The organism is Roseburia sp. OF03-24, assembly GCF_003463035.1.
GTDB classification, from domain to species: domain Bacteria; phylum Bacillota; class Clostridia; order Lachnospirales; family Lachnospiraceae; genus Roseburia; species Roseburia rectibacter.
In genome coordinates this window covers 61,475-87,877 of the sequence record NZ_QSCK01000011.1, presented here as the reverse complement: position 1 = coordinate 87,877, position 26,403 = coordinate 61,475, and the positions used below count along the sequence as shown (strand labels likewise).

General features: G+C 45.3%; 29 protein-coding genes. 26 read left to right on the top strand and 3 right to left on the bottom strand.

Features of this window, described 5'->3' with window-relative positions; all coding sequences use genetic code 11:
• Positions 1 to 21 precede the first annotated feature (21 nt).
• From moaA to DXA60_RS07330, 13 genes are all read left to right on the top strand, one after another.
• Entirely contained in the window at positions 22 to 1,044 is a 1,023-nt protein-coding gene (gene moaA, locus DXA60_RS07390) for a GTP 3',8-cyclase MoaA (RefSeq protein ID WP_117920665.1), read from the top strand.
• A gap of 42 nt (positions 1,045 to 1,086) precedes the next feature.
• Positions 1,087 to 1,521, top strand: a complete 435-nt coding sequence (locus DXA60_RS07385; RefSeq protein ID WP_117920664.1) for an MOSC domain-containing protein — start codon at positions 1,087 to 1,089, stop codon at positions 1,519 to 1,521.
• A 34-nt stretch (positions 1,522 to 1,555) separates the two neighbouring features.
• Positions 1,556 to 2,530, top strand: a complete 975-nt coding sequence (locus tag DXA60_RS07380; protein WP_117920663.1) for an XdhC family protein — start codon at positions 1,556 to 1,558, stop codon at positions 2,528 to 2,530.
• 94 nt (positions 2,531 to 2,624) lie between these two features.
• Positions 2,625 to 3,506, top strand: a complete 882-nt coding sequence (gene modA / locus DXA60_RS07375; RefSeq protein ID WP_117920662.1) for a molybdate ABC transporter substrate-binding protein — start codon at positions 2,625 to 2,627, stop codon at positions 3,504 to 3,506.
• Between the two features lie 28 nt (positions 3,507 to 3,534).
• Positions 3,535 to 4,239 (top strand): molybdate ABC transporter permease subunit, encoded by a 705-nt coding sequence (gene modB, locus DXA60_RS07370; protein ID WP_117920661.1) that lies wholly within the window; start codon positions 3,535 to 3,537, stop codon positions 4,237 to 4,239.
• 138 nt (positions 4,240 to 4,377) lie between these two features.
• Positions 4,378 to 5,433: a sulfate/molybdate ABC transporter ATP-binding protein gene (locus tag DXA60_RS07365; RefSeq protein WP_117920660.1), complete on the top strand. Its 1,056-nt coding sequence runs from the start codon at positions 4,378 to 4,380 to the stop codon at positions 5,431 to 5,433.
• Positions 5,426 to 6,313: a LysR family transcriptional regulator gene (locus tag DXA60_RS07360; RefSeq protein ID WP_243006807.1), complete on the top strand. Its 888-nt coding sequence runs from the start codon at positions 5,426 to 5,428 to the stop codon at positions 6,311 to 6,313. The genes DXA60_RS07365 and DXA60_RS07360 overlap by 8 nt, the downstream gene beginning before the upstream one ends.
• A gap of 182 nt (positions 6,314 to 6,495) precedes the next feature.
• Complete coding sequence (sdaAB, locus tag DXA60_RS07355) at positions 6,496 to 7,161, top strand: L-serine ammonia-lyase, iron-sulfur-dependent subunit beta (protein WP_117920659.1); 666 nt, start codon at positions 6,496 to 6,498, stop codon at positions 7,159 to 7,161.
• A 99-nt stretch (positions 7,162 to 7,260) separates the two neighbouring features.
• Positions 7,261 to 8,136, top strand: a complete 876-nt coding sequence (sdaAA, locus tag DXA60_RS07350; protein ID WP_117920692.1) for an L-serine ammonia-lyase, iron-sulfur-dependent, subunit alpha — start codon at positions 7,261 to 7,263, stop codon at positions 8,134 to 8,136.
• A gap of 231 nt (positions 8,137 to 8,367) precedes the next feature.
• Complete coding sequence (locus DXA60_RS07345; RefSeq protein WP_117920658.1) at positions 8,368 to 8,730, top strand: GntR family transcriptional regulator; 363 nt, start codon at positions 8,368 to 8,370, stop codon at positions 8,728 to 8,730.
• 55 nt (positions 8,731 to 8,785) lie between these two features.
• Positions 8,786 to 9,661, top strand: a complete 876-nt coding sequence (locus DXA60_RS07340) for an ABC transporter ATP-binding protein (RefSeq protein WP_117920657.1) — start codon at positions 8,786 to 8,788, stop codon at positions 9,659 to 9,661.
• A 66-nt stretch (positions 9,662 to 9,727) separates the two neighbouring features.
• On the top strand, positions 9,728 to 10,402 hold the full coding sequence (locus DXA60_RS07335) for a membrane-spanning protein (RefSeq protein ID WP_117920656.1): 675 nt from the start codon (positions 9,728 to 9,730) through the stop codon (positions 10,400 to 10,402).
• A gap of 78 nt (positions 10,403 to 10,480) precedes the next feature.
• Positions 10,481 to 11,188, top strand: coding sequence for a hypothetical protein (locus tag DXA60_RS07330; protein ID WP_117920655.1), 708 nt, complete (start codon positions 10,481 to 10,483; stop codon positions 11,186 to 11,188).
• A gap of 133 nt (positions 11,189 to 11,321) precedes the next feature.
• Here the strand turns inward: DXA60_RS07330 and DXA60_RS07325 are convergent, their stop codons facing one another.
• Positions 11,322 to 12,662, bottom strand: a complete 1,341-nt coding sequence (locus tag DXA60_RS07325; protein WP_117920654.1) for a butyryl-CoA:acetate CoA-transferase — start codon at positions 12,660 to 12,662, stop codon at positions 11,322 to 11,324.
• A gap of 177 nt (positions 12,663 to 12,839) precedes the next feature.
• Positions 12,840 to 13,910 (bottom strand): glycosyltransferase family 2 protein, encoded by a 1,071-nt coding sequence (locus tag DXA60_RS07320; protein ID WP_243006806.1) that lies wholly within the window; start codon positions 13,908 to 13,910, stop codon positions 12,840 to 12,842.
• A 374-nt stretch (positions 13,911 to 14,284) separates the two neighbouring features.
• Here DXA60_RS07320 and DXA60_RS07315 point away from each other — a divergent pair, with 374 nt between their 5' ends.
• Positions 14,285 to 15,496 carry a class I SAM-dependent rRNA methyltransferase gene (locus tag DXA60_RS07315; protein WP_117920690.1) on the top strand — a complete coding sequence of 404 codons (1,212 nt, stop codon included), beginning with the start codon at positions 14,285 to 14,287 and terminating at the stop codon, positions 15,494 to 15,496.
• Between the two features lie 301 nt (positions 15,497 to 15,797).
• On the opposite strand, the gene DXA60_RS07310 is transcribed toward DXA60_RS07315, so the two are convergent.
• Complete coding sequence (locus DXA60_RS07310) at positions 15,798 to 16,310, bottom strand: nitroreductase family protein (protein WP_044999051.1); 513 nt, start codon at positions 16,308 to 16,310, stop codon at positions 15,798 to 15,800.
• Between the two features lie 286 nt (positions 16,311 to 16,596).
• On the opposite strand from DXA60_RS07310, the gene DXA60_RS07305 reads away from it, so the two are divergent.
• The 12 genes from DXA60_RS07305 (at position 16,597) to DXA60_RS07250 (ending at position 26,394) form a co-directional block, all read left to right on the top strand.
• Entirely contained in the window at positions 16,597 to 16,932 is a 336-nt protein-coding gene (locus tag DXA60_RS07305) for a winged helix-turn-helix transcriptional regulator (RefSeq protein ID WP_006857229.1), read from the top strand.
• Between the two features lie 169 nt (positions 16,933 to 17,101).
• On the top strand, positions 17,102 to 18,967 hold the full coding sequence (rlmD, locus tag DXA60_RS07300) for a 23S rRNA (uracil(1939)-C(5))-methyltransferase RlmD (RefSeq protein ID WP_117920653.1): 1,866 nt from the start codon (positions 17,102 to 17,104) through the stop codon (positions 18,965 to 18,967).
• 119 nt (positions 18,968 to 19,086) lie between these two features.
• Positions 19,087 to 19,908: a ParA family protein gene (locus DXA60_RS07295; protein WP_117920652.1), complete on the top strand. Its 822-nt coding sequence runs from the start codon at positions 19,087 to 19,089 to the stop codon at positions 19,906 to 19,908.
• Positions 19,865 to 20,800 carry a ParB/RepB/Spo0J family partition protein gene (locus DXA60_RS07290; RefSeq protein ID WP_117920651.1) on the top strand — a complete coding sequence of 312 codons (936 nt, stop codon included), beginning with the start codon at positions 19,865 to 19,867 and terminating at the stop codon, positions 20,798 to 20,800. Before DXA60_RS07295 ends, DXA60_RS07290 begins: the two co-directional genes overlap by 44 nt.
• A gap of 12 nt (positions 20,801 to 20,812) precedes the next feature.
• On the top strand, positions 20,813 to 21,088 hold the full coding sequence (locus DXA60_RS07285) for a DUF5720 family protein (protein ID WP_117920650.1): 276 nt from the start codon (positions 20,813 to 20,815) through the stop codon (positions 21,086 to 21,088).
• Between the two features lie 23 nt (positions 21,089 to 21,111).
• Complete coding sequence (locus DXA60_RS07280; RefSeq protein ID WP_005335946.1) at positions 21,112 to 21,303, top strand: hypothetical protein; 192 nt, start codon at positions 21,112 to 21,114, stop codon at positions 21,301 to 21,303.
• Positions 21,304 to 21,370: 67 nt separating this feature from the next.
• Positions 21,371 to 22,231 (top strand): DUF6017 domain-containing protein, encoded by an 861-nt coding sequence (locus DXA60_RS07275; protein ID WP_117920649.1) that lies wholly within the window; start codon positions 21,371 to 21,373, stop codon positions 22,229 to 22,231.
• Positions 22,232 to 22,281: 50 nt separating this feature from the next.
• The gene (locus DXA60_RS07270; protein WP_117920689.1) at positions 22,282 to 22,593 is read left to right on the top strand and encodes a DUF5720 family protein; all 312 of its coding nucleotides are present in this window, start codon (positions 22,282 to 22,284) and stop codon (positions 22,591 to 22,593) included.
• 98 nt (positions 22,594 to 22,691) lie between these two features.
• On the top strand, positions 22,692 to 23,192 hold the full coding sequence (locus tag DXA60_RS07265; RefSeq protein WP_007886614.1) for a PcfB family protein: 501 nt from the start codon (positions 22,692 to 22,694) through the stop codon (positions 23,190 to 23,192).
• Positions 23,189 to 25,018: a VirD4-like conjugal transfer protein, CD1115 family gene (locus DXA60_RS07260; protein ID WP_007886616.1), complete on the top strand. Its 1,830-nt coding sequence runs from the start codon at positions 23,189 to 23,191 to the stop codon at positions 25,016 to 25,018. Before DXA60_RS07265 ends, DXA60_RS07260 begins: the two co-directional genes overlap by 4 nt.
• A 218-nt stretch (positions 25,019 to 25,236) precedes the next feature.
• Positions 25,237 to 25,455 carry a Maff2 family mobile element protein gene (locus tag DXA60_RS07255; protein WP_003525154.1) on the top strand — a complete coding sequence of 73 codons (219 nt, stop codon included), beginning with the start codon at positions 25,237 to 25,239 and terminating at the stop codon, positions 25,453 to 25,455.
• A gap of 69 nt (positions 25,456 to 25,524) precedes the next feature.
• Positions 25,525 to 26,394: a VirB6/TrbL-like conjugal transfer protein, CD1112 family gene (locus tag DXA60_RS07250; RefSeq protein ID WP_117920648.1), complete on the top strand. Its 870-nt coding sequence runs from the start codon at positions 25,525 to 25,527 to the stop codon at positions 26,392 to 26,394.
• Positions 26,395 to 26,403 lie beyond the last annotated feature (9 nt).

The window sequence follows — 26,403 nt, the reverse complement described above, 5'->3', positions numbered from 1 at the left end:
AAGGCATGAGGAAGTATTTGAATGAAAGATCAGACAGGCAGAGAGATTGATTATATGAGAATTTCGATTACCGATCGCTGCAATCTGCGCTGTAAGTATTGTATGCCTGGCGATATAGAGACAACGGATATGGCGAATCTGCTGACATACGAGGAAATTGTAAAAGTGACAGAGACTGCCGTGTCACTTGGAATCCGGCATGTCCGTCTGACCGGTGGAGAGCCGTTAGTGCGCCGTGGCTGTGTAGAGCTGGTCAAAAAAATAAAAAATATATCCGGCATTGATACGGTTGGAATGACCACAAATGGGGTTCTGCTTGCAGAGTATGCAAGGACTTTGAAAGAAGCAGGACTTGATAGTGTAAATGTCAGCCTGGATACTTTAGATGAGACAGAATTTCAAAGACTGACGGGACGGAATGAATTAAAAGCAGTGTTAGCAGGAATCAGGGCGGCACAGGAAGCGGAAATTCCGGTAAAGATCAATACGGTTCATTATAAAAATCTGGACTGGAGAGCCGTTCTTGCTTACGCAGATGAAAGGCAGATACCGGTACGTTTTATTGAGATGATGCCGATCGGATATGGTGCAGATTATACCGGAAGATCCAATGAAGAATTGTTCCGGCAGATCGAGGACATATATGGAAATGCCTGTGCGATGGAACCGGATCGAAAAGTGGAATCTGAAAAAGCCGGAGAGCAGGAAGTTACAGTGAAGCTGCCATATAAAAACTATGGCGCAGGACCTGCAGTTTACTGCCATTTTCCGGGATTAAATATAGATGTCGGCTTTATCAGCGCCATACATCATAAATTTTGTAAGAACTGTAATCGTATCCGTCTCACCTCCGAAGGATATTTAAAATTATGCCTCTGTTATGAAAAAGGTGTTGATCTAAGAGCAGTCCTCAGGGATCCCCAAAAGGAACAGACCTTACAGAAAGTGATGAAAGAGGCAGTTTTAGAAAAACCTATGGAACACTGTTTTGAACAGATTTCAGAAATGACAGAGCATAAAGCGATGGTACGCATTGGTGGATGAAAGAAACAGACGAAAATTATTTAGAAAGCAGAGCAGTCATATATGGGAATCATAAAAGGAATTTGCATCAGCAAAGAAAGAGGAACAGAAAAGCATGAAGTGCCTGAGGCTGAGTTTATCAGGGACTGGGGCATTCAGGGTGATGCGCATGCAGGAAAATGGCACAGACAGGTCAGTCTGCTGTCCTTTGAAAAAATAGAAGAATTTCGTGCAAAAGGCGCGGATGTAGCGTTTGGAGCATTTGGAGAAAATCTGATCGTGGATGGATATGATTTTAAAAATCTTCCGGTCGGTACGCGGTTTCGCTGCGGGGATGTGCTGCTTGAGATGACACAAATCGGAAAAGAGTGTCATTCCCATTGCCAGATTTATCAGCGGATGGGAGAATGTATCATGCCGCATGAAGGCGTTTTTGCTGTCGTGTTAGAAGGCGGTACGATTCATGTGGGGGATGAATTGACACTGCAGGAATCATGAGCTGGTTTTGCACATGCTATAAGGAGGACACATTATGAGAGAAATTGTGGAAGTTCTTAAGAAAAGAATCAATGAAAAGAAAAATAGTATGCTCATCACTGTGGTAGCGGGACGCGGCTCAATACCGCGAAAAGCAGGTGCTTATATGGTAGTCGGTGAGGATGGCAGGGTGACCGGAACGATCGGTGGCGGTAATCTGGAATATCAGGCAATTTTGCTGGGACAAAAGCTTCTCGCCGAAAAGAAGAATTATCTGCATGAGTATAATCTTGGTCAGGAAAAATCAGCAGAACTTGGAATGGTATGCGGTGGAAATGCGACCGTCTTATTTTACTATGTGGACGCGGTGGAAGATGCTGTATGGATCGGACAGATGGAAGCGGCAGAAGAAAAAAGAAAACCATTCTGGATCCTTATGCCGTTAGAGCAAGGAAAGGTAAAAATACTGCCGGAGTTTCAGACATCTGCACATCAGTCGGTGACAGAGATTGATGGAGCGCGTTTCTATGCAGAACAATTCTCCTATGATGGAAAAGTTTATATTTTTGGAGGCGGACATTTAGCACAGGAACTTGTCCCGGTGCTGTCACATCTGGGGTTCCGCTGTATTGTTTCGGATGACAGGGAAGAATTTACAAAACCGAAACTGTTTCCGGGAGCGGAAGAGATACGGCTGATCGATTTTGGAAAACTGGAAGAGACATTTACGATTCATCCGGAAGACTACATTGTGGTCGTCACAAGAGGACATCTCTGCGATACGGATGCAGAGCGTTTTGGACTGCAGACTTCTGCCGGATATATCGGTGTTGTGGGAAGCAGGAAAAAAACAAAATTTGTATATGATAAATTGATCGCGGAGGGATTTACCGGGGAACAGCTTGCACGCGTGACAGCACCGATTGGAATTGAAATCGGAAGTGAGACTCCGGCGGAGATTGCGATCAGCATTGCGGCACAGTTGATCGAAGTGCGTGCGAGAAAAAATTATCATAAAATTAATTTTTAACATAAATGGTATAGAAACAGAAGTTAGGTTTATCTGATTTAAGAAGCTGCTTTTTTAGAGCTTTTTAAAATAAAAAAGAAAAAGGGAAAAACAAATGAAACAAAAATGTGTGTGTGTATTACTTTCTGCAGCTATGGCAATGACAATGTTTGCCGGATGTGGAAACAACAAGGATCAGGCGGCAGGTGAAACCGAAGCTGCAGCAGCAGAGCCGTTTGAAGCAACAACGGTAACTGTATTTGCTGCAAAGAGTTTAAATACGGTTATGGAAGAGCTGATCGCAGAGTATAACAAAACACAGCCGAACGTATCGATCGTGGGAAGTTATGACAGTTCAGGAATCCTGATGACACAGATTGAAGAGGGAGCAGCCTGTGATGTATTTTTCTCCGCAGCACAAAAACAGATGGATCAGCTTCAGGATCAGGACGGACTGGTTATCAACGGAACCAGACATAACGTTGTAAACAATCAGGTTTGTGTCGTTACATACAAAGGCAGCGGCACGACGGTAACCGGACTTTCCGATATCGGAAATGCAAAAAGCATTGCACTTGCCGATGGTTCTGTTCCGGTTGGAAAATATACCAGACAGGCAATGGTAAATGCGGGTATGTTAGACAAAGTGGACGATGTTTCACAGATTACGACAACGGAAATCCAGAATGCACTTGGTGGTGTGGATATCAATGAGTGTGCCAATGTAGGAGCTGTAACATCTGCAGTTGCAGAAGGTTCTAATGAAGTCGGAACCGTATATTATTCAGATACTTACAGTTTTGAAGACCGTCTGGAAATCCTAGAAAAAGTTTCGTATGACCTTACCGGAAATGTTATTTATCCGGTGGCACAGATTGTAAATAACGAAGCAGATGAGTTAGAGCAGAGTGCAGCAGAGGATTTTATCAATTTTCTGGTTTCGGATGATGCAAAAACAATTTTCCAGAAATACTACTTTGATACGGATGTTGAATAAAAGGTAAAAATGAAAACAGGAGGCAGTTATGAGTCAGTTGACAGCATATTTAAGTGGACTCGACTGGAGCCCGCTTCTGATATCAATTAAAACCGGAATTGTAGCAACCATTATTTCATTTTTTTTAGGCATCTATGCAGCACGAAAAGTAGTGAAAGCAGGACCGCGCATAAAGGCAGTGGCAGATGGAATTCTGACACTGCCAATGGTGCTGCCACCGACGGTGGCAGGCTTTTTTCTGCTGTTATTGTTCAGCCTGAGGAGACCGTTTGGAGCATATCTTTATGATACGTTTCATTTCAAAGTGGTACAGACCTGGCTTGGCTGTATTTTAGCGGCAACCGTGATCGCATTTCCACTCATGTACCGGAATGCCAGAGCTGCGTTTGAACAGATTGATGTAAATCTGATTTATGCGGCGCGGACACTTGGGATGCCTGAGATCAAAATTTTCTGGAAAGTGGTGGTTCCTGCGGCGGGGCCGGGTATTGCATCCGGAACAGTTTTAACCTTTGCAAGGGCACTTGGTGAGTACGGTGCGACCTCAATGCTTGCAGGAAATATTCCGAAAAAAACAAGTACAATCTCACAGAAAATTGCGATGGTCATCCAGGACGGAGACTATGCGACAGCGGGATTCTGGGTGCTCGTGATATTGATCATTGCATTTTTGGTCATATTTTTGTTAAATATCATCACGGTAAAGAGTATAAAACATGTGAGCAGGTGGTAGCATGAAAAGTACTTCTAATTACTCAGAGCAGAGGCTCTTTCGTGAAGAAGTACTAAGTTTCATGCGGAAAAACGCAGGCGTTTTTCATGTGATCGATGGAGAGTATAGGCAAGTGCATTATTTTAAATGGAGATTGGAATGAGTCTGAAAGTAAATATAAAAAAGAAGTTTGGCAGCTTTTGTTTAGACGTCGCGTTCGAGACAGAGCGTGGCGTATTTGCGATTCTTGGGGCATCCGGATGTGGAAAGAGTATGACACTAAAGTGCATAGCCGGAATTGAGACACCGGACGAGGGACGGATCGAATTAAACGGCAGGGTATTATTTGATTCTGCAAAAAAGATCAATCTTACGCCACAGAAACGTCGTGTCGGCTATATGTTTCAGGATTATGCCCTGTTTCCCAATATGACAGTGGAACAGAATATCAAAGCTGGTATGGGAAAATGTCCGGATGAAGAGAAAGTAAAGTCTTATATCAGACGTTTCCGCTTAGAAGGACTTGAAAAACATTACCCCACGCAGCTTTCCGGTGGACAGAAACAGCGTGTAGCGATGGCGCGGATGATCGCTTCAGAGCCGGATATTCTGCTTTTGGATGAACCGTTTTCTGCGCTTGACAGTTATCTCAAGTGGGAGTTAGAGCAGGAAATGCGTGATATGTTAGCAGAGGTGGAAAAGCCGGTACTTTTTGTATCGCACAATCGTGATGAGGTTTATCGTCTGTGTAATATGGTAAGCTGTATCGATCATGGAAAAATGGAAGTCATTGAGGAGACAAAAGAGTTTTTCCATAATCCGAAAACAAAGACAGCGGCTGTGTTATCCGGATGTAAGAACATTTCTGCAGTGGAAATTGTGGATAATAGTCATATAAAAGCGGTGGACTGGGGGATAACTCTGTGCGTTCCGGAAATTCCAAAGGACACAAAAGCGGTTGGTATCCGGGCACATTCGTTTTATCCTGTGGATGCAGAGCCTGTTCAGGATATGAATATTTTAAGGATAGAGGAATACCGCATCATTGAGGATACGTTTGAGTGGAATATTTCATTCCGCCCATCGAAAGAGAGTGGATGGCTTCAGTGGAAAATAGCAAAAACAGAGCAGGAAGATTCGCCAGGACCAATCCCTTCTGGTCTGGCAGTGGATGCAAAAGATATTTTATTGTTGAGGGATAATGCCTATGAATAACCGACAACTGACCATTTTCCGTACAGTATGTGAAGAAGGAAGCATGACAAAGGCAGCCGAAAAACTTTATATGACACAGCCCGCAGTCAGCCAGACCATCAAGGAGTTAGAGCAGGAGAGCGGTGTCTGCTTTTTAGAGCGCTATAACCGCAAAGTAGTACCGACGGAGAGCGGCAGGCTGCTCTATCAGTATGCGTGTCACATCCTTGGACTGTATCATGATTTAGAACAGCATTTGAAAGAAACGGAAGGTGTGCGGACGATCCGTATCGGTGCAAACCTTTCGGTTGGAGTAAAAATGCTGCGTGGATTTATCCGTACATTTGAAAAAAAATATCCTGACATTCGTGTGAAAGTGACTGTCAGTGGATCGGTAAAGCTGATGGAACTTTTAAGAACGCATCAGATCGATCTGGGTATCATGGAAGATCTGCCTGGTGAGACGGACTATATACAGGAGCCGTTTGCAAAGGACAGGACTCTTGTTGTTGCAGCACCCGGTCATCCGTTGGCGGGCATGGAGCATGTCAGGTTCGAGGATCTGAAAAAAGAAAATTTTCTTTTGCGGGAAAAGGGAGCCGGTGTACGTGACCGGTTTGAAGCTATTTTAAGGACAAAAGACTGCGTAATCGAACCTTTATGGGAGAGCCGGAGCACAAAAGTACTCGTACAGGCGGTGGAAGATGGATTTGGTATTTCGGTACTGCCATATTTTCTGATCGAGGAATATTTAAAGGCTGGCTGTCTGGTGGAAATAAAAGTAGAAGATATTTGTCTTGAAAGAAACTTAAATCTGGTATATCATCCACATAAGGTTTGGAATGATCCACTGCGTGATTTTATGGATATTGTACGTCAATATGGGAATGATGAGAGGTAGAGTAAAATTTCCTATTACATAAAAAAAGAACAGGATTTCTACGGTGGAAATACTGTTCTTTTCTATGCTATAAATGTGTGTGTGTATATAGCAATTAAAATGTATCATGAATTTGATATAACTTCAAGTAGGATAAAATTATAGAAAACATAAGTAAATACTTATGAGAACGGAGATAAGATATGAACCTGTTAGATATCATCGGACCTGTAATGGTCGGCCCGTCCAGTTCGCATACGGCGGGAGCCGTCAGAATCGGGAGAGTCAGCCGTAAACTGCTGGCGGAAGAAGTAAAAGAAGCAAAAATATACTTTCATGGTTCGTTCCTTGCGACGGGCAAGGGACACGGCACAGATAAGGCGCTGATTGCCGGATTATTAGGAATGCAGGTGGATGATCCGGCAATACCGGACAGTTTCAGGATTGCGGAGAAGAGAGGAATGAGATTTTACCTGGAGGGGATCGACCTCGGTGATGTTCATCCAAATTCGGTGAAAATGGATCTGACAGGTATTTCCGGGCGTACACTTGAAGTGATTGCAGCTTCGATCGGAGGCGGGCGGATACAGATCTGCGAGCTTGACGGGATCACTGCCAATTTCAGTGGCGATTATCCGACACTGATCGTGCATAATATCGACCAGCCGGGACATGTTACCGAGGTAACATCCATGCTTGCCCATAAAGGCGTCAATATTGCCACAATGCAGCTTTACCGGAAAAGCAGAGGCGGCAATGCTGTCATGGTCATAGAGTGTGACCAGGAAGTGCCGAAAGAATCACTTGCATGGTTAGAGCGCTTAGAGGGTATATTAAAGGTAACGTATTGCAGTCTGGTGGAAGAGTAGAGATTAATACACCTTTTGATACATTAATCAAAATATATCATAGAAAGTTGGAAGTGGTGTGAAAAATAACATTTTTCACACGCAGGAATGGAGATTTTTATGTATGGATCATTACAGGAATTATGTGAATTAGAAGAAGCATCCAGGAAACCATTTTGGAAGATCGTGCAGGAGGATGACTGCCAGGAACAGGGAATCACGGAGGATGTGTCTTTTGGGCAGATGCGCGCGATGTATCAGGCAATGAAGGATGCGGACGAGCGTTATGATGAAAAATTAAAATCCGAGAGCGGGCTTGTCGGCACAGAGGGCAAAAAAATGATGGATGCAAGGGCTGCGGGAAAGCTGCTCTGTGGCGATTTTATCGGGAAGGTCATGGAAAAAGCGTTAAAAACCAGTGAGTCGAATGCATGCATGAAGCGTATTGTTGCAGCACCGACGGCAGGTTCCTGCGGAGTCGTACCAGCAGTATTTTTAAGTTTGCAGGAAGAAAAAGGGTATTCTGAAGAAAAGATGGTGGAAGCGTTGTTCGTGGCAGCGGGAGTCGGCGGAGTGATCGCGGAGAGGGCTTTTCTGGCAGGGGCAGCGGGAGGTTGTCAGGCGGAGATCGGTTCCGCATCTGCGATGGCAGCAGGAGGAGTCGTGCATTTATTAGGCGGCAGTGCAAAAGAAATCGCCAATGCAGCGGCACTTGCATTAAAAAATCTGCTTGGTCTTGCCTGTGATCCGGTTGCCGGACTGGTGGAAGTGCCGTGCGTCAAACGAAACGTGATGGGTGCAGTCAATGCGTTGACCTCGGCAGATCTGACAAGTGCGGGAATCTTCAGCAAGATTCCGCCGGATGAGGTGATCGATGCGATGCGAAACATCGGAAGAAGCATGTCCGAGGATATCCGTGAAACAGGAAAAGGCGGACTTGCCGGAACACCGACCGGAGTGGAGATCCGTGAGCGGATGGACGGGGGCAGACTGTAAGAATGGAATAAAGTTTCAGGGAAAAGTAACCACATGATTACCTGTTTGTACAGGCTGGTAGTTATGTGGTTACTTTTTTTGAATAAAACAGTTGACAACATCACATCATAGTGCTATGGTTAGTTACATAAGTGATGAACCATATAACAAACCAACCATATAATAGAATAAGACATACAGGAATATTCTATTATCACGAAATAAAAATTTGCGAGAAAGGAGCAGCCATGCATGAATGAAATCTTAACGCAGGAGAAATCCATCTATCTGCAGATCGCAGAAATGATTGAGACAGATATTTTAAGGAATATTCTTCTGGAGGAAGAGCGCGTGCCGAGTACGAACGAACTGGCGAAGCTATATGCGATCAACCCGGCGACAGCGGCAAAAGGTGTAAATATATTGGTGGATGAAGGAATCTTATATAAGAAAAGGGGAATCGGCATGTTTGTAGCAGAGGGAGCAAAAGAAAACATTTTAAAACGCAGACGAAATGAATTTTACGATCATTATGTCAAAAAATTATTAGAGGAAGCGGCAAGCATCGGACTGGATAAAGAGGAAGTGATCAAGCTGATACAGTCCGCAGAGTAAGGAATAATACTGGTCACACAGGTGTGTGGACAAATGTAAAAAAAGGAGGAGCAGAATGGAAACAATCGTTTGTAATCATATCAGCAAGAATTATGGGAAAAAGGAGATTTTAAAAAATATAGATTTTACACTGGAAAAAGGAAAAATCTACGGTCTGATCGGGAGAAACGGTGCAGGAAAAACAACACTGTTATCGATCTTATCGGCGCAGAATCCGGCGACAGAGGGAAGTGTAACCTGGAATGGTGAGACCGTCTGGGAGAACAGAAAAGCGTTAGATCACATCTGCTTTTCCAGAGAATTATCGACCAACCTGTATGGAAGCGGTGTCAGTGCATTAAAAGTAAAAGAATACTTAAAAAATGCATCTTATTACTATCCAAACTGGGATCAGAAAATGGCGGATGAGCTGATCGAAAAATTTGAGCTGAATACCAAACAGCGCATCAACAAAATGTCAAAAGGTATGCTTTCTATGGTAACGATCATTGTGGCACTTGCGAGCAAAGCGGATTTTACCTTTTTGGATGAGCCGGTAGCAGGACTGGATGTTGTCATGCGCGAGTATTTTTATCACAAACTGATGGAAGAATACACGGAGACAGGACGTACTTTTGTGATCTCCACGCATATCATTGAGGAAGCGTCAGACCTGATGGAGGAGGTCATCATGATAAAAGATGGCAGACTTTTGCTGAAAGAAAATACACAGGATCTGTTAGAGAAAAGTTATCATGTGAGCGGACTTGCAGAGGTGGTAGATCAGGCAACGGAAGGTTATGAAAAACATCACGAGGAAAAGACGGGACGCAGCAAGAGCGTAACGATCCTTTTAAAAGAAGGTCAGACGCTGCCAGAGGGATATGATGTGACGATCCAGCCGGTCAGCCTGGAGAAGTTATTTGTATCACTGTGTGGATTAACGGATTAATAATCGTTTTATCCGGTGTAGTGATTTAGAAATCAATGTACCGGGAAATGGCGGGAGGAATGAAAAATGGAACAATCTAAAATCATAAAAAGGAATTTTCTTTTCTGGGGCAAATATGGTATTCAAATGACAGCAATCCTCATTGGTTTTGTCGTAGTGTATGGTATATTTTTTAGCTTTGGTGACAGTTCGGATGGGGGATTCTGGACGAGTGCAAATTATTTTGCCATTCTGATCGGTATTCTGTTTAACTATATCGGACCGATCAGTTATGGAGGAACATATATCCCGATGGTGCTTTCCTTTGGTTCCGGCAGAAAGGAAGCAGCGTGGGGAGCACAGCTTTTATATGGAGTCTACGCGGTTACTGCATATCTGTTTGTTCTTCTCACAGGGTATCTGTCAGCAGGAAGAGTGGATGGTTTTAAAAACATACTGATCGCGGAAGGATTTGTTCTCTGTGTGGCATTTGGTCAGATCTGTACCGTACTGCAGATGCGTTATGGAAAAAAAGGAATGGTATTTGGAATCTTAATAACAGTTGCAGTCATAGTTTCTATAGGTGCTGGTTTTGTTATGGGAAGCGGTTTGATCGATACGCTTACCGCATGGATCGGAAATCTGTCAGGCAGGGTTATTTCGGGAGCACTTTTTGCCGGTGCAGCAGTGGCAATTGTACTTTATGTAATCAGTCTTATCCTGCAGCTTCGTGTGGTATCGAAGTATGAAGTGCGTGTGTGACAGTGTCATACAGGAAATGGATAAATCAAGGTGTTTGTATAGAAAGCTACAACAATATGAAAGGGGTAGAGTGAGAAAATGATTGACAATTTTTTGATACAATGCAAGACAAGAAGGGCAGAAGTGCTGGAGTTTCTTGCTGTTGCGCTGGGCGGTTATGTGTTGGGGATCATTGTTATGATGGTCATCCGCGCAAATACCATGGAAGAGAATGAGTGTGTTACGCTTGGAGTGCTGATCGCTGCGATCATGCTGGGGTTTGTACATTTATTTGGTATCATATTTTCTTTTATCGGGGAATTTAACATGGCGTTGTCAATGGGTGCAACGAGAAAAGCCTATGTGGGAAGTTATGCGTTATTTAACATGGCAGAACTTGCAGGACTGGAACTGCTGTTATTTGTATTTGGAAAGATAGAATTTGCCATCATGGGAGTGATCTATCCGCAGTGTGATGTCATACTGGATCTCACACAGTACTTTCAGTGGAAATACCTTCTGGCGGTTATCATCGGAATGACGATCGTGGAATTGTTTGCAGGAGCTGTGATTCTGCGGTTTGGAATGAAAGCACTCTGGGGTATCTGGGCAGTCTGGATGTTTATCATGCTTGTACCGGTAAAACTGAGTGAAAATGAAATGATAGCAGCAAAAATGCATCAGATTGGTATGCAGATCGGATTCGGAAATATTGCGCAGTATCTGTTCCTTTTGGGTGTGGTCGTGGCAGCCATCATGGCAGTACTGGCATGGAAGATTCTGAGAAAACAGAGGGTGACGGTGTAAAATAACAAGGCGAAACAAAGAAAGTATCACGACTTAAGAAAAGGTCGGAGAAAGACAGAATAGAATGTATAACAAAGGCAGAACCGGGGATGAAGCGGTTCTGCCTTTGTTTGGTGTAAAATGGATGTGCAGGTTATTTGTTGCTGCGTCTCCAGATGTGCATTTTCTCAGCCTCTTTGATCAGCTCGTCACGGAAATCCGGATGAGCGATGGAGATTAAGGCTTCTGCTTTCTGCCATGCGGAAAGTCCTTTGACATTTACTTTACCATATTCCGTTACAACATAATGTGTGTTGGCACGGGTATCAGTTACGATGGAACCGTTTGCCAATGTCGGGCGGATTCTTGACTGTACCTGTCCGTCTTTGGTCTTAAATGTAGAGGACAGGCAGATAAAGCTCTTGCCGCCTTTTGATAGGTAAGCACCTAATACGAAGTCTAACTGTCCGCCGGCACCACTGATCTGCTTGATACCTGCTGACTCTGCATTGACCTGACCGAAGAGGTCGATATCAACGGCGTTGTTGATGGAAATAAAGTTATCGAGTGCAGAGATGGAACGGATATCGTTGGTGTAGTCAACCGGAGCGCTCATTAACTCTGGGTTGTCGTCTAAGTAATCGTACATTTTCCTGGTACCTGCACCGAAAGCGTAGGTCTGACGGTAGCGGTCAATATTTTTCTTTGCACCGGTGATCTTTCCGGCTTTTGCGATGTCAACGAATGCATCTACATACATCTCTGTGTGGACACCAAGATCTTTTAAGTCGGACTCCGCGATCAGGGAACCGACAGCGTTTGGCATACCGCCGATACCAAGCTGCAAACATGCACCGTTCGGAATCTCGTCTACGATCAGTTTTGCAACCGTTTTGTCGATATCTGTTGCAGGACCGCCGGCACCAAGCTCGCCGATCGGAGGATTAGAACCCTCTACGATATATGTTACATCGGAAATGTGAATTCCGCATTCTGTTCCGCCAAGGCAGCGCGGCATATTTTCATTTACCTCTACGATGATGTGTTTTGCTCTCTCACACATTGCACCGAGATGGGAGGCACTTGGTCCGAAATTGAAATATCCATGGGAATCCATCGGAGCTACCTGAAACATTGCTACATCATCCGGGCAATCAAGCTCACGGTAGTAACGCGGCAGTTCGGAGTAACGGATCGGTGAATAGAAAGCGCATCCGCGGCTGATCATTTTACGCTCGATACCGGACATATGCCAGGAGTTCCATGTAAAGTGCTCACCGGCATCCTCACGTGCGAAAGTAGCTAACGGTTTTAAAAGGATACCACCGCGCAGGTTTACGTTTGTCAACTCATCGGTACGTTTTGCCAATGCCTGATCAAGGGCATCTACGGTGTTTGTACACCATCCGAAGTCAACCCAGTCCCCGGATTTGATCAATTTTACCGCCTCATCGGCAGATACAAGTTTCTGTTTGTATTCCTGTGAATAATCCATCACAAATACCTCCTCATAATTGTAAAAATCATGATATAAAAAGATTGTTAAAAAATTACCATAGTCTTATCCTAACACTTTATGGAGGGTTTGACAAGTTAATTAATCTGGCATGATATAGTCTTTGACGCACAGCTTGACAACAAGTGTCAAGCTTGCGAGTGAACAGTAACTCAATTAATTCTCCACCGGCATCGTCCAGCTCTGCGACTCACGGCGGTATTTATCCAACGCTTCCTCATAGCTTGAAACCAGCATGGTATCCGAAGGGATATTCGATTTTGCCTCGGCGAGAAGCAGTTCATAACATTCGACCAATCCGTATAGTGGGAGATCGCCGTTGGTGTGGACATCTAAGATGCTCTCCGTCTCGTAGGCGGCATTGTAAAACCAGATAACAGCCTCATTTAAATCCTTCTGTGCAAGAAAATAGGTGCCAAGTTCATAACAGATCTCGGAACATGGAGTGGTCAGCATATCCTTCATCGTCAGCTTGAAAAATTCATTTTTGTTGTCCTCTAGGCGGTATACATGTGCGAGTACGCAGGAGGCTTCTTTCATCGCATCATCGGAGAGGTCATGCTCTAAGATATACTGAAAGATCGGTTTGGCATCCCAGAAATCTTTTGTATCACCAGTCTTTAACAGCTCTTTGGCATACATGGTGCGGATTTTTGGAGAAAGCTCGTGACCACTCTGGAAGTTTTTGATGAAAATAGAGAAGTCACGTTTGCTGTGAAAGTTCTGTGGTTTATGTAAAATTTCAACATCACTGTCAAAAATCACGGGAGTAAGTCTTACTGTCTCGTGCACCGGATCGACCCAGATAAAGGTGCGCAGACGTTTGAACAGCTTCGGACGGTATTCTTTTTTTGCATTTAAAACGGTGTCAAAATCAGCGTCCGTCACATATTTCATCTGAACGATCTCGATTTCCGGCAGCAGTGCATTTTTCAGACGCAGAAAACGCTCATGGTTAAATTCATCTAAAACCTCGTCTGCATCGGCGGTATAGATGTAATCCATGTTTGCCTTGGAAAAAGAAAAATTTCTCGCCGCGGAAAAATCGCTTGTCCATTTAAAATCATAGATCTGACTGGTGTATTTTGCAGCGATCTCCTTTGTGTGATCCGTAGAACCGGTATCTACGATGATGATCTCATCCATAAGATCTGCAATTGAATCGAGGCAGCGGGCAAGAACCGCTTCTTCATTTTTTACGATCATGCATAAACTTATCGTAGCCATGGAAAGTCCCCCTGTTTGTGTATGTTTTTTATAATGATTCACAACAGATATATGTAGTGCTGTATATGTCGTATGAAAAAATATAGTCTGCTTTTTTATAGTATTTATTATATCGGACATGGCAGGCAGTTACAAGAAACAGTTTTTGTTTAAAAAATATTTTATAGGCAGCATGGAATGTGCTACAATGGGTAAATGCAAAAATCAGGAAATGAGGAAAACAAATGAAATTAAATGAACAATGGATGCAGAAAACCATTGTGGTGTGGATCGGTGCACTGCTTTGCTGTGCCTGGTGGCATTGGTGCTGGTCTGCGTGGAGATTTATGTTGTAAATTATGGAAAAGAAAAAGCGTGAGAAAGGTGGATGGAAAATGAGTGCAGTTGTGACATTAAAAAAGGGTGAAGGAAGAACGATCAAGGCAGGCGGTGCATGGATTTTTGATAACGAGATTGATACGGTCATGGGAAGTTTTGAAAACGGAGAGATCGTAGTTGTGCATGATTTTGACGGCTATCCGATGGGAAAAGGATTTATCAATACCAATTCAAAGATCCGCATCCGCATGCTGACGAGACATGTGGATCAGGAGATCGACCGCGCATTTTTACAAATGCGTGTAAAAAATGCATGGGAGTACCGCAAAACAACGGTCGATACATCATCCTGCCGTGTAATCTTCGGGGAAGCAGATTTCCTGCCGGGACTTGTCATTGATAAATATGAGGACGTACTTGTGGTAGAGTGCTTAGCACTTGGCATGGAGCAGTTTAAGGAGACGATCGTTTCCTTATTAAAGGAAGAACTTGGAAAAGACGGCATCAAAGTGCGTGGCGTCTACGAGAGAAGCGACGCCAATGAGCGCACCAAAGAAGGACTTCCAAAGGTAAAAGGATTTATCGGGGAAGAATTCGACACCAACGTTGAGATCACGGAAAACGGAGTCCGTTATCTTGTCGATGTTGTAAACGGACAGAAAACCGGATTTTTCTTAGACCAGAAATATAACCGCCTTGCGATGCAGCGGATCTGTAAAGGGAAAAAGGTGTTAGACTGCTTTACCCATATGGGAACATTTGCCTTAAATGCCGGAATTGCAGGGGCAGCGGATGTCACAGGTCTTGACATTTCCGAGTATGCCGTGCAGCAGGCAAACGAAAATGCGCGCAGAAACGGACTGGAGGATACCGTTCATTTCCGCTGTGCGAATGTGCTCGATGAACTGCCGAAACTGGCGCAGAGCGGCGAGCAGTATGATGTTGTCATCTTAGACCCGCCGGCATTTACCAAGTCGCACCAGGCAACGAAAAACGCGATCAAAGGTTACCGTGAGATCAACATGAAAGGCTTAAAACTGGTAAAAGACGGCGGCTATCTTGCAACTTGTTCCTGCTCCCATTTCATGACACAGGAACTTTTGGCAAAAACAGTCAAAGAGGCGGCAAAGGCAGCACACAAGAGACTCCGCCAGGTGGAATTCAGAACACAGGCGCCGGACCATCCGATTCTCTGGGCAAATTCTGAGAATGTGCCGGAGAGTTATTATCTGAAGTTCTATATCTTCCAGGTCGTAGACGAACGCTAGGCGTTCGTCATGAGAAGTAAGGACTGGGAAGTGGTGGAAATGCTTGATTTATAAGGGATGGAAGGTGTTTGATGTTTACAGAAAAAACCTCGTAAAGTATCGCAAAATATCACAAAACCGTGATTCAAAGTGGTAAGAAAAGTGGTAAGCACCTGAATAGAAAAGTGATAAAGAAATTGCCAGGGCAATGTACAACCCCGGAAGTCAGATTAAAATCTGACATTCGGATGCTGATGCATGATCCTGGCAATTTTGTGATTACTTAAAATCACAGGTTTGTTTGTGGTGCATGCTATTTGTTTTAAAGGTAGGAAACCAGCTCATCCATGCCAATGCGCATATCTTTATGACGCTCTGCGGATGCATCCGGTTCATCACTGTATCCAAGAGCTAAGATATTGACCGGTTCTAAGTTTTCCGGAAGGTTCAGTTCTTCTTTTAATATGTCCGGGTTAAAGTAGCAAATCCAGACACTGCCAAGACCAAGCTCGGTTGCCTCAAGCATCATATGGTCGGTCAGGATCGAGGCATCGATGTCGGTTGTGATCTTGCCGTCAAACGGACGCTTCCAGGCTTTTGTCTTATTGGCACAGACGACAATGGCAGCCGGTGCCTGATAAATATTTGCTGCTTTTCCGACTTTTTCCAGTCCTTCTTTGCTTTTTACGACTATAAGGCGTACCGGCTGCATGTTCGCGGCGGTCGGTGCTACGTGGGCAGCCTCTAAGATTTTATCCAGTTTTTCCTGTTCAATTTCTTTTCCTGTGTACTTTCGTACAGAATGTCTCTTTTTTGCAATCTCTAATAATTCCATGATAATCTCCATTCTTGAGCTGTTTTTTGCGCATCTTGAGTTTGTGTGTAAGCACGGATCTTGCGTGTGAAAAATCTTATTTTTCACGTTAATCCTCCATGCTTGAGCTGATTTTTGCACATAATTGAATTTCATGCGGTTTCGCTGGGATAATCCTGTTTATTTCGGATTCTATCTTGTGTTTCTGAACGTTCATGTCTATAATTATATGGAAATGCAGAATATAAGCAAGTATGCACTTTTTTGATATATACTTCCGAAAAAGTAAGTAAGGAGAAATAGATCTATGAATAAGGAATTTAACTGTCCGGTGGAGGCGACGATCTCCCTGATCGGCGGCAAATACAAGTCGGTCATTTTGTTTCATCTGATGGGAAAAACGCTCCGCTACAGTGAACTTCATAAAAAGATACCGAAAGCCACCGATAAAATGCTCGCACAGCAACTTCGGGAACTGGAAAAAGACGGACTTATCAAAAGAACCGTCTATCCGGTTGTCCCGCCCAAAACAGAGTACAACCTGACGGAGTTTGGAGAGAGCCTGTCACCGATCCTAAATGCCATGTGTAACTGGGGAGAGTCCTATCTGAACATTCCGAGTCAGTGTGTGGAAGAGTCGTGAGGCAGAAAGGTTTGAGGGACAAGTGAAAAGCAGGAATACTGTGTCTTGGTGCAGAGCGAGGAACAGAGCACGATGAGAGATTGAGGATTGTGCGCAGGATTTGTGCTTGTGCGTAAACATGAGGTGTCAATGAAAGTGTTGTTTTTATTGAAAAGAATGGAGGATTGAAATGGCAGATAAAAATGCAATGAAAAATAAAAGTGCAATGAGGAACAAAAGTAAAGTTAAAAATAAAGACATAGCGAAAAATAAAGCTGCAGGCAAGAAAAAGTATGCAGTTGATAAAACAATGAAGCAGGAGGCAGAAAAACGAACCGCCGGAAAAATGGGCAAGAAAAAATATGCGGTTGATAAAACAGTGAAGCAGGAAGCAGAAAAGCGAACCATCGGAAAAATGGAAAAGAAGTATGCAGTGACTAAAGCATTTACAGAAAAAACGGATCATGGAAAATCGGTAAAAGAGAAAAAAGTATCAGGAAAAAACACGTCGGAAAAAATGATCACGAAGAAGCAGAACGCAGACATGTGCCAGTATGCAAAAAAATGCGGTGGCTGCGATTATCAGGGACTTTCCTATGAAAAACAGCTCAAAGAAAAGCAGGAATATGTTAGAAAAAATGTCGGAGAATTCTGCAAAGTACTGCCGATCATCGGGATGGAACATCCCTATCATTACCGCAACAAAGTGCATGCGGTATTTGACATTGCAAAAGGCGGATCTGTCATTTCCGGCGTATACAAAGCAGGGACACATGATGTTGTAAACATTGATTCCTGCCGGATCGAAGATGAGACGGCAGATGCGATCATCCACGATATCCGGGGACTTTTACGTTCCTTTAAAATCAAGACTTATGATGAGGATACTGGATATGGTCTGCTGCGTCATGTACTGGTGCGTCGCGGTTTTCACAGCGGAGAAGTGATGGTAGTATTAGTGCTCGGATCTCCGATCCTTCCGTCCAAGAATAATTTTGTCAAGGCACTGCGTAAACTTCACCCGGAGATCACAACGGTTGTTCTCAATGTCAATGACAAAAAGACCAGTATGGTTTTAGGAGAAAAAGAGACAGTTATTTACGGAAAAGGCTATATTGAGGACACACTCTGTGGCTGTACATTCCGTATTTCCCCGAAATCTTTTTATCAGGTCAATCCGGTGCAGACAGAGATACTTTATACCAAAGCAATCGAATATGCCGGACTGACAGGAAAAGAGCGGATCGTGGATGCTTACTGCGGTATTGGAACGATTGGTCTTATCGCAGCGTCAAAAGCCAAAGAAGTCATCAGTGTAGAATTAAACCGTGATGCAGTGAAAGATGCCGTGACCAATGCAAAACGCAATGACATCAAAAATGTCCAGTTTTACAATGCCGATGCAGGACAGTTTATGGTGGAGATGGCGGAATACCGTGCCGATCAGAAAAAAAATCAGGTGCCGGATGCCACAAAATCGGGAAAAAAGGAAACACCGGATGGCAATGTGGATGTCGTATTCATGGACCCGCCAAGAGCAGGAAGTGACGAGGCATTTTTATCTTCGGTTGTCCGTCTTGCACCGAAACGCGTGGTGTATATTTCGTGTAACCCGGAGACACTTGCAAGGGATTTAAAGTATCTGACGAAACATGGGTATCAGGCAAAGGAGTGTCAGCCGGTGGATCTTTTTCCGTGGACGAAACATGTTGAGACGGTAGTTCTTTTGTCCCACAAAAAAGCCGACAGTTATATCCACATTGATGTGGAGTTTGGAGAGGGCGAGGGCAAGATTCCGGTAGATAGTATTGCTAAAAGAGCCGAAGCGTACAAGCCCAAAGAAAAAGTGACCTACAAAATGATTAAGGAGTACATAGAAGCGAAATACGGCTTCAAGGTACATACCGCATATATCGCAGAGGTAAAGCGAAATTTGGGATTGCCGATGTATGATGCTCCTAATGCGGTAGAAGAATTGAAACAGCCGAGGAAACATCCGACACCAGAAAAGGTAGAAGCAATCAAAGATGCACTTCGTTATTTTGCAGTGATATAAAACTTTACTTACAATCGAATATTTCTTACATAGCCGTTTATTCATTTATTTGAGTAAGCGGCTTTTTTCATCCCTATTTTTCGGAATAGGGATATTTTTTGTAGAAGGAGGAGGTTTATTTGAACACGCAAATCATCGCCATCGCCAACCAGAAAGGCGGCGTTGGCAAAACAACAACCTGTGCGAACTTGGGAATAGGTCTGGCACAGGCCGGAAAGAAAGTGCTTCTGATTGACGGGGACCCGCAAGGAAGCCTGACAATCAGCTTGGGAAATCCGCAACCGGACAAGCTGCCATTTACACTGTCGGATGCAATGGGCAAAATTCTGATGGATCATCCTATACGCCCCGGAGAAGGTATTCTGCATCATGCAGAAGGCGTTGACCTGATGCCTGCGGATATTCAGCTTTCCGGTATGGAGGTATCTCTGGTAAACGCCATGAGTCGTGAGACTATCTTGCGGCAATATTTGGACACGCTGAAGGGGCAATATTCTCATATCCTCATCGACTGCCAGCCCTCCCTTGGGATGCTCACAGTCAATGCGCTGGCCGCTGCAAACAGGATCATAATTCCCGTTCAGGCAGAGTATCTGCCCGCCAAAGGGCTGGAACAGCTGCTCTCCACGGTAAACAAGGTAAAGCGGCAGATCAACCCCAAGCTCCAGATAGACGGTATCCTGCTGACGATGGTGGACAGCCGAACCAACTTTGCCAAAGAGATCTCCGCGCTCCTGCGTGAGACCTATGGCAGCAAGATCAAAGTATTCGGCACAGAGATTCCCCACTCTGTCCGGGCAAAGGAAATTAGCGCAGAGGGAAAAAGTATTTTCGCCCATGACCCTGGCGGCAAAGTGGCAGAGGGGTATCGAAATCTGACGAAGGAGGTGTTGAAACTTGAAAAGCAGCGCGAAAAAAATAGAGCTGGCCTCGGTAGATGATCTATTCTCCACCGAAGAAGGCCGTCAGGATGCAAAGCTGGAAAAGATTCAGGAGATTCCGCTGTCTGAACTGCATCCCTTTAAGAACCACCCATTCAAAGTCAAGGATGACGAAGCCATGATGGAGACCGCTGACAGTATCAAGCAGTATGGCGTTCTGGTTCCGGCGATTGCTCGACCGGACCCGGAGGGCGGTTATGAGCTGGTAGCCGGACACAGGCGGCACAGAGCCAGTGAGCTGGCAGAAAAAGAGACCATGCCGGTAATTGTCCGCGATCTGGACGATGATGCAGCCACAATTATTATGGTTGACAGCAATCTGCAACGAGAAAGTCTCCTCCCCAGTGAAAGAGCATTTGCTTATAAAATGAAGTTGGAGGCTATGAAACATCAAGGAGAGCGAGTGGATTTAACTTGTTCCCAAGTTGGGAACAAGTTGGCTGGAAAGAAATCAAGTGAGCTTTTAGCTGAACAGGTTGGTCAAAGTAAAAATCAGATTTTTCGCTTTATTCGCTTGACCGAGCTGATTCCCGAACTGCTGGATATGGTGGATGAAAAGAAAATTGCCTTAAATCCCGCCTATGAACTGTCTTTCCTCAAAACAGAGGAACAGAGGGATTTGCTTGATGCGATGGACAGCGAACAGGCTACCCCTTCTCTTTCTCAAGCCCAGCGGCTCAAGAAATACAGTCAGGAGGGGCATCTGACCCTCGATATGATGCGTGTCATCATGGGTGAGGAAAAGAAAAGCGATCTGGATCGAGTGACATTTACCTCTGACACCTTGCGGAAGTATTTCCCTAAAAGCTATACGCCCCAGCGGATGCAGGAAACCATCATCAAGCTGCTGGAGGCATGGCAGAAAAAGCGTCAGAGAGACCAGGAACGATGAAAGGAGCCGCCTATGATGGATATTTCAGCCCGTGAGCTGAAAGGACACAACATTCTCGCCGTGGAGAGGTTTTGGGATAACACACGCTGGATGATTGAGTTTTCCGTCCTGCGTCCCAGCACAGCTTACGGCAGCTCCGGAGAGGAAATGCGGCTGTTTTTGACCGAGGACGGGTATCAGGCTGCCCTGCAAAGCCAGCAGCGCCGGGAAATCAAGATCAAGCGTTACGCTCGTGTGATTGAGGGACATATCCTCGATTTCAAACCGGGAAAACGCCGCCGCTCATAAACCCATACAACGAAAGGAAAGGAATGACTATGTGTACGGTAAAGGAAATTCAAGAAGCAATCCGGGAAGATTGCAAATCTCAGCATGACATGGATTCAACGGATATTGACCGAGTGATGCAAACACTTCCTTTCGCCCAGGAGGAGCCATTTACAGAGGCGCGTCCTCGAAAGCCGCTGTTTTGGTTCTATGCAAGAAAATTTGAAAAGTGTTGAACACCGCAATTCTTTGGAATGAGGATTGCGGTGTTTTTGTACCAAAAATTCGGAAGGAGTGAGGTCGATGGCCGTTTTTCGCATTGAACGGACCCGTGATTATACCGTGATGAGCAATCATCATTTACGAAATGCAAACCTGTCGTTAAAAGCCAAGGGACTGCTTTCCATGATGTTATCTTTGCCAGAGGACTGGAATTACACCACCCGTGGTCTTGCAAAGATCTGTAAGGAGGGCGTGGATGCCATAGGCGCTGCGTTGCGGGAATTGGAGGCTGCCGGTTACATTGTGCGGCACAAGCTGCGTGACCGGCAGGGACGCATCAGCGATACAGAGTATGTCATATACGAGCAGCCACAGCTTAGAAAACCGGATACGGATTCACCAGATACGGAAAACCCGTATATGGATAAACCGGATACGGAAAAGCCCGCAGAATTAAATATAGAGAAATCAAATACTCAAAAACAAAATATTTATGGATCAAGTACCGATTCCATTCCCTTCCGGGATTGCGCGGCAGATTGTCTGCCGGAACGGAAAGGAAGGGATGCGATGTCACTCACAGAGATAGAGAGTTATCGGGAATTGATTCAGGAGAATATCGGGTATGAATACCTGTGTCAGCAGTATGAAACTTATCGGGAGGATTTGGACGAAATTGTGGAGTTGATCGTGGAAACGGTCTGTGCAAAGCGAAAGACCACCCGTATTGCAGGAAGCGATTTTCCGCATGAAATCGTTCGTTCCAGGTTCTTGAAGCTGGATAACTCGCACATTGAGTTTGTCATGGACTGTTTACAGAAGAACACCACGGAAATTCGTAACATGAAGCAGTATCTTCTGACCGTTCTGTTCAATGCACCGATCACGATAAGCAATCATTACACCTCACAAGTAAATCACGATCTGTATGGCGGCTGGTAAATGGTCGCTTTTTTATTGCCCGGAACTGCCGGGAGAAAGGAGCAAGCATGATGTCTGAGGGAAAGACCATAGGGCAGCTGATGGAAGAAATGCGGGAAAAGGCAGGAGCGCAGAATTATCACGGTCATGGATATATGGACCTCCAGCGTTTTGCGGAGGACACCCGGCACATGATTATTTTTGATGTGCTGACGAACGATTCCCCTGTTGGCTGGAAAGGCGAACGAACCCGCCTGTTCCTGTCGGATACCGGTTATGAAAAAGCATTGGATAGTCAGGAAAAGGGGCAGATTAAGATTTTGAGCCACGCAAAGGTACGTCAGGGCAATCTGCACTATGACCGTTCTGACCAGTTACGCTAAGGAGGGCGGTATGAAGCGTTATCTTTTGCGGCGGCTGGTGGTTCCGCCTTAGCAAAAAAAGAGATTCCCTGCAAACTTCGTGGAAAGGAGGCGAGAAAATGCAGGAAGAAGTGGAAAACAGAACTTTGACGCTGGTTGTCAGTGGAACAAAGTTTACCGGCAGAATGTTTAAGGCTGCCATAAGCAAGTACATGGCACATCGGAAGGAAAAGAAGCTGGAAAAACAGAGAAGCCGTGATGCGCCGGTTGTTCCGCATGGAAAACAGACTGTGAAGCAGCTTGTCGGGCAGAATCAGGGAATATCCAACATTGAGATCACAGACCCCTCTATCAAGGAGTTTGAGAAAATCGCCCGGAAATATGGTGTGGATTATGCGGTGAAAAAGGATCGCAGCAGTTCTCCGCCAAAGTACCTGATTTTCTTCAAGGGTCGCGATGCGGATGCGCTGACAGCAGCTTTTACAGAGTACACCAACAAAAAGGTCAAAAAGGCAACGAAAACAGAGCGCCCGTCCGTACTGGCAAAACTTAACCAGTTCAAAGAGATGGTTAAAAATGCTGTGGTGGATCGCACCAAGCGAAAGGAGCTGGAACGATGAAAAAGACATTGGACATCAAAAAGCTCATTTTGCTGAATATGCCGTATATCCTGCTGGGGCTGTTTGCTACCAATTTTGGAGAGGCATGGCGAATGGCACAAGGGGCGGATGCTTCAGAAAAGTTTCTTTCGCTGGTTGCGGTTCTGCCTGGGGCGTTGCAAAGTTTCTGGCCAAGCCTGCATCCATTGGACTTGTTGGTAGGGCTGTGCTGCGGTGTTGGTCTGAGGCTGGCGGTGTATCTTAAAAGCAAGAACGCCAAGAAATATCGACATGGTTTGGAATATGGTTCGGCCCGCTGGGGAACCCGTGAGGATATTGCACCTTACGTTGATCCTGTATTTCAGAACAATGTGATTCTGACGAAAACGGAGAGCCTGACCATGAACAGCCGCCCCAAGGACCCCAAGACTGCCAGAAACAAAAATGTACTGGTGATTGGCGGCTCCGGTTCCGGTAAGACCCGATTCTGGCTCAAACCGAATCTGATGCAGATGCACAGTTCCTATGTGGTCACAGACCCGAAGGGAACCATTTTGGTGGAGTGCGGAAAAATGCTCCAAAGGGGTGCGCCCAAGCTGGGGAAGGACGGAAAGCCCATGAAGGATAAGCACGGCAAGGTCATTTATGAGCCGTACCGAATCAAGGTCCTAAATACCATCAACTTCAAAAAATCCATGCACTATAATCCCTTTGCGTATATTCACAGCGAAAAGGATATTTTGAAGCTGGTAACAACGCTGATCGCCAATACCAAAGGCGAAGGCAAGGCCGGAGACGATTTCTGGGTAAAAGCAGAAACCTTGTTGTACTGCGCGCTTATTGGCTATATCCATTATGAGGCTCCGGTGGAGGAGCAGAACTTCTCCACCCTCATTGAGTTCATCAATGCCATGGAAGTCCGTGAGGATGACGAGGAGTTCAAAAACCCCGTAGACCTGATGTTTGATGCACTGGAATCGGAAAAGCCAAACCACTTCGCAGTGCGGCAGTATAAGAAATATAAGCTGGCAGCCGGCAAAACCGCTAAGTCGATTTTGATTTCCTGCGGTGCGCGTCTGGCCGTATTTGATATTGCGGAGCTGCGCGAGGTTACATCCTACGATGAGTTGGAACTGGATACGCTGGGAGACAGAAAAACGGCTCTGTTCCTCATTATGAGTGATACGGATGACAGTTTTAACTTTCTCATTTCCATGTGCTACACCCAGTTATTCAACCTGCTTTGTGAAAAGGCCGATGATGTGTATGGCGGCAGGCTTCCGGTTCATGTGCGCTGTTTGATTGATGAGTGTGCTAACATCGGGCAGATTCCGAAGCTGGAAAAGCTGGTGGCCACCATCCGAAGCCGTGAAATCTCTGCCTGTCTGGTGTTGCAGGCACAGAGCCAGCTCAAGGCAATTTACAAAGATAATGCCGATACCATCATCGGCAATATGGATACTTCCATCTTCCTGGGTGGCAAAGAACCAACAACGCTGAAAGAGCTGGCGGCTGTTCTGGGAAAGGAGACCATAGACACTTACAACACCGGAGAGAGCCGGGGACGGGAGACTTCCCACTCGCTCAACTATCAGAAATTGGGAAAAGAGCTGATGAGCCAGGACGAGCTGGCAGTTATGGATGGCGGCAAGTGCATCTTGCAGTTGCGCGGTGTGCGTCCGTTTCTTTCAGACAAGTATGACATTACCAGACACCCTAATTTCAAATACACAGCTGATGCAGACAAGCGAAATACCTTTGATATTGAAGCATTTTTGTCTGCCAGACTAAAACTCAAGCCTGATGAGGTCTGCGATGTATATGAAGTAGACACGGAGGGCGTGTAATACGGTTCCGCTGAGAAAGGAGTGATCGTATCTATTTGCCGCAACTGCCTCTGTTGAGGCCATTGGCGTACAAAGCGGACAATCGCAAGAAAAATAATGAAAAAGGAGGACAGCCGGAATCATGCCCCCGGAAACCGGGCGGCAGATTGTTCCGGCTTTTGTATGCCTATGAAACATGACAAACCTATTTTTTAATCAGATTCCGGCTAACAAACTATATGGCATTTTTTGAACAGGCAATTACCGTTCTTCAGACTCTCGTTATCGCTCTGGGCGCTGGTCTTGGTATCTGGGGTGTCATCAACCTGTTGGAAGGTTACGGCAACGACAACCCTGGCGCCAAATCTCAGGGCATGAAGCAGCTCATGGCCGGCGCTGGTGTAGCCGTAGTCGGCATGGTCCTTGTACCTCTGCTCTCCGGGCTGTTCTCTGTCTAAGCGTTCGTGCATGAAATCCTTGCCGCTCCCGCAGTTCTGCGGGGGCGGCGGAAAGGAGGTTGACACCGTATGGATTTCTTACTTGAAGCCCTGACAAATTGGCTGAAAGAAATGCTGGTGGGCGGTATTATGAGCAACCTTTCGGGGATGTTTGACAGCGTAAACCAACAGGTCGCGGATATATCCGTACAGGTAGGACAGACCCCACAGGGATGGAATGGCAGTATTTTCAATATGATTGAGAATCTGTCAAACTCCATCATGGTGCCGATTGCAGGTGTGATCCTGGCTATCGTTATGACCATAGACCTGATCCAGATGATTGCAGACAAGAACAACCTGCATGATGTGGATACCTGGATGATTTTCAAGTGGGTGTTCAAATCAGCTGCCGCCATCCTCATTGTCACAAACACATGGAATATCGTGATGGGCGTCTTTGATATGGCGCAGAGCGTGGTGGCGCAGGCGGCAGGGATTATCAATTCGGATGCGTCCATTGACATTTCCTCAGTTATGACCGATCTGGAACCGAGGCTGATGGAAATGGATTTGGGACCGCTGTTCGGACTGTGGTTCCAATCCCTCTTTATTGGCATTACCATGTGGGCGTTGTATATCTGTATCTTTATCGTTATTTATGGCCGTATGATCGAGATCTACCTTGTAACTTCGGTGGCTCCTGTTCCAATGGCTGCAATGATGGGCAAAGAATGGGGCGGTATGGGACAGAATTACCTCCGATCTCTGCTGGCACTGGGCTTTCAGGCGTTTCTCATTATCGTCTGCGTGGCAATTTATGCTGTGCTGGTGCAGAACATCGCTCTGGAAGATGACATCATCATGGCAATCTGGAGCTGCGTGGGCTACACCGTACTGCTATGTTTTACGCTGTTCAAAACAGGCAGTCTCGCCAAATCAGTCTTTCAGGCACACTAAAACGGAAGG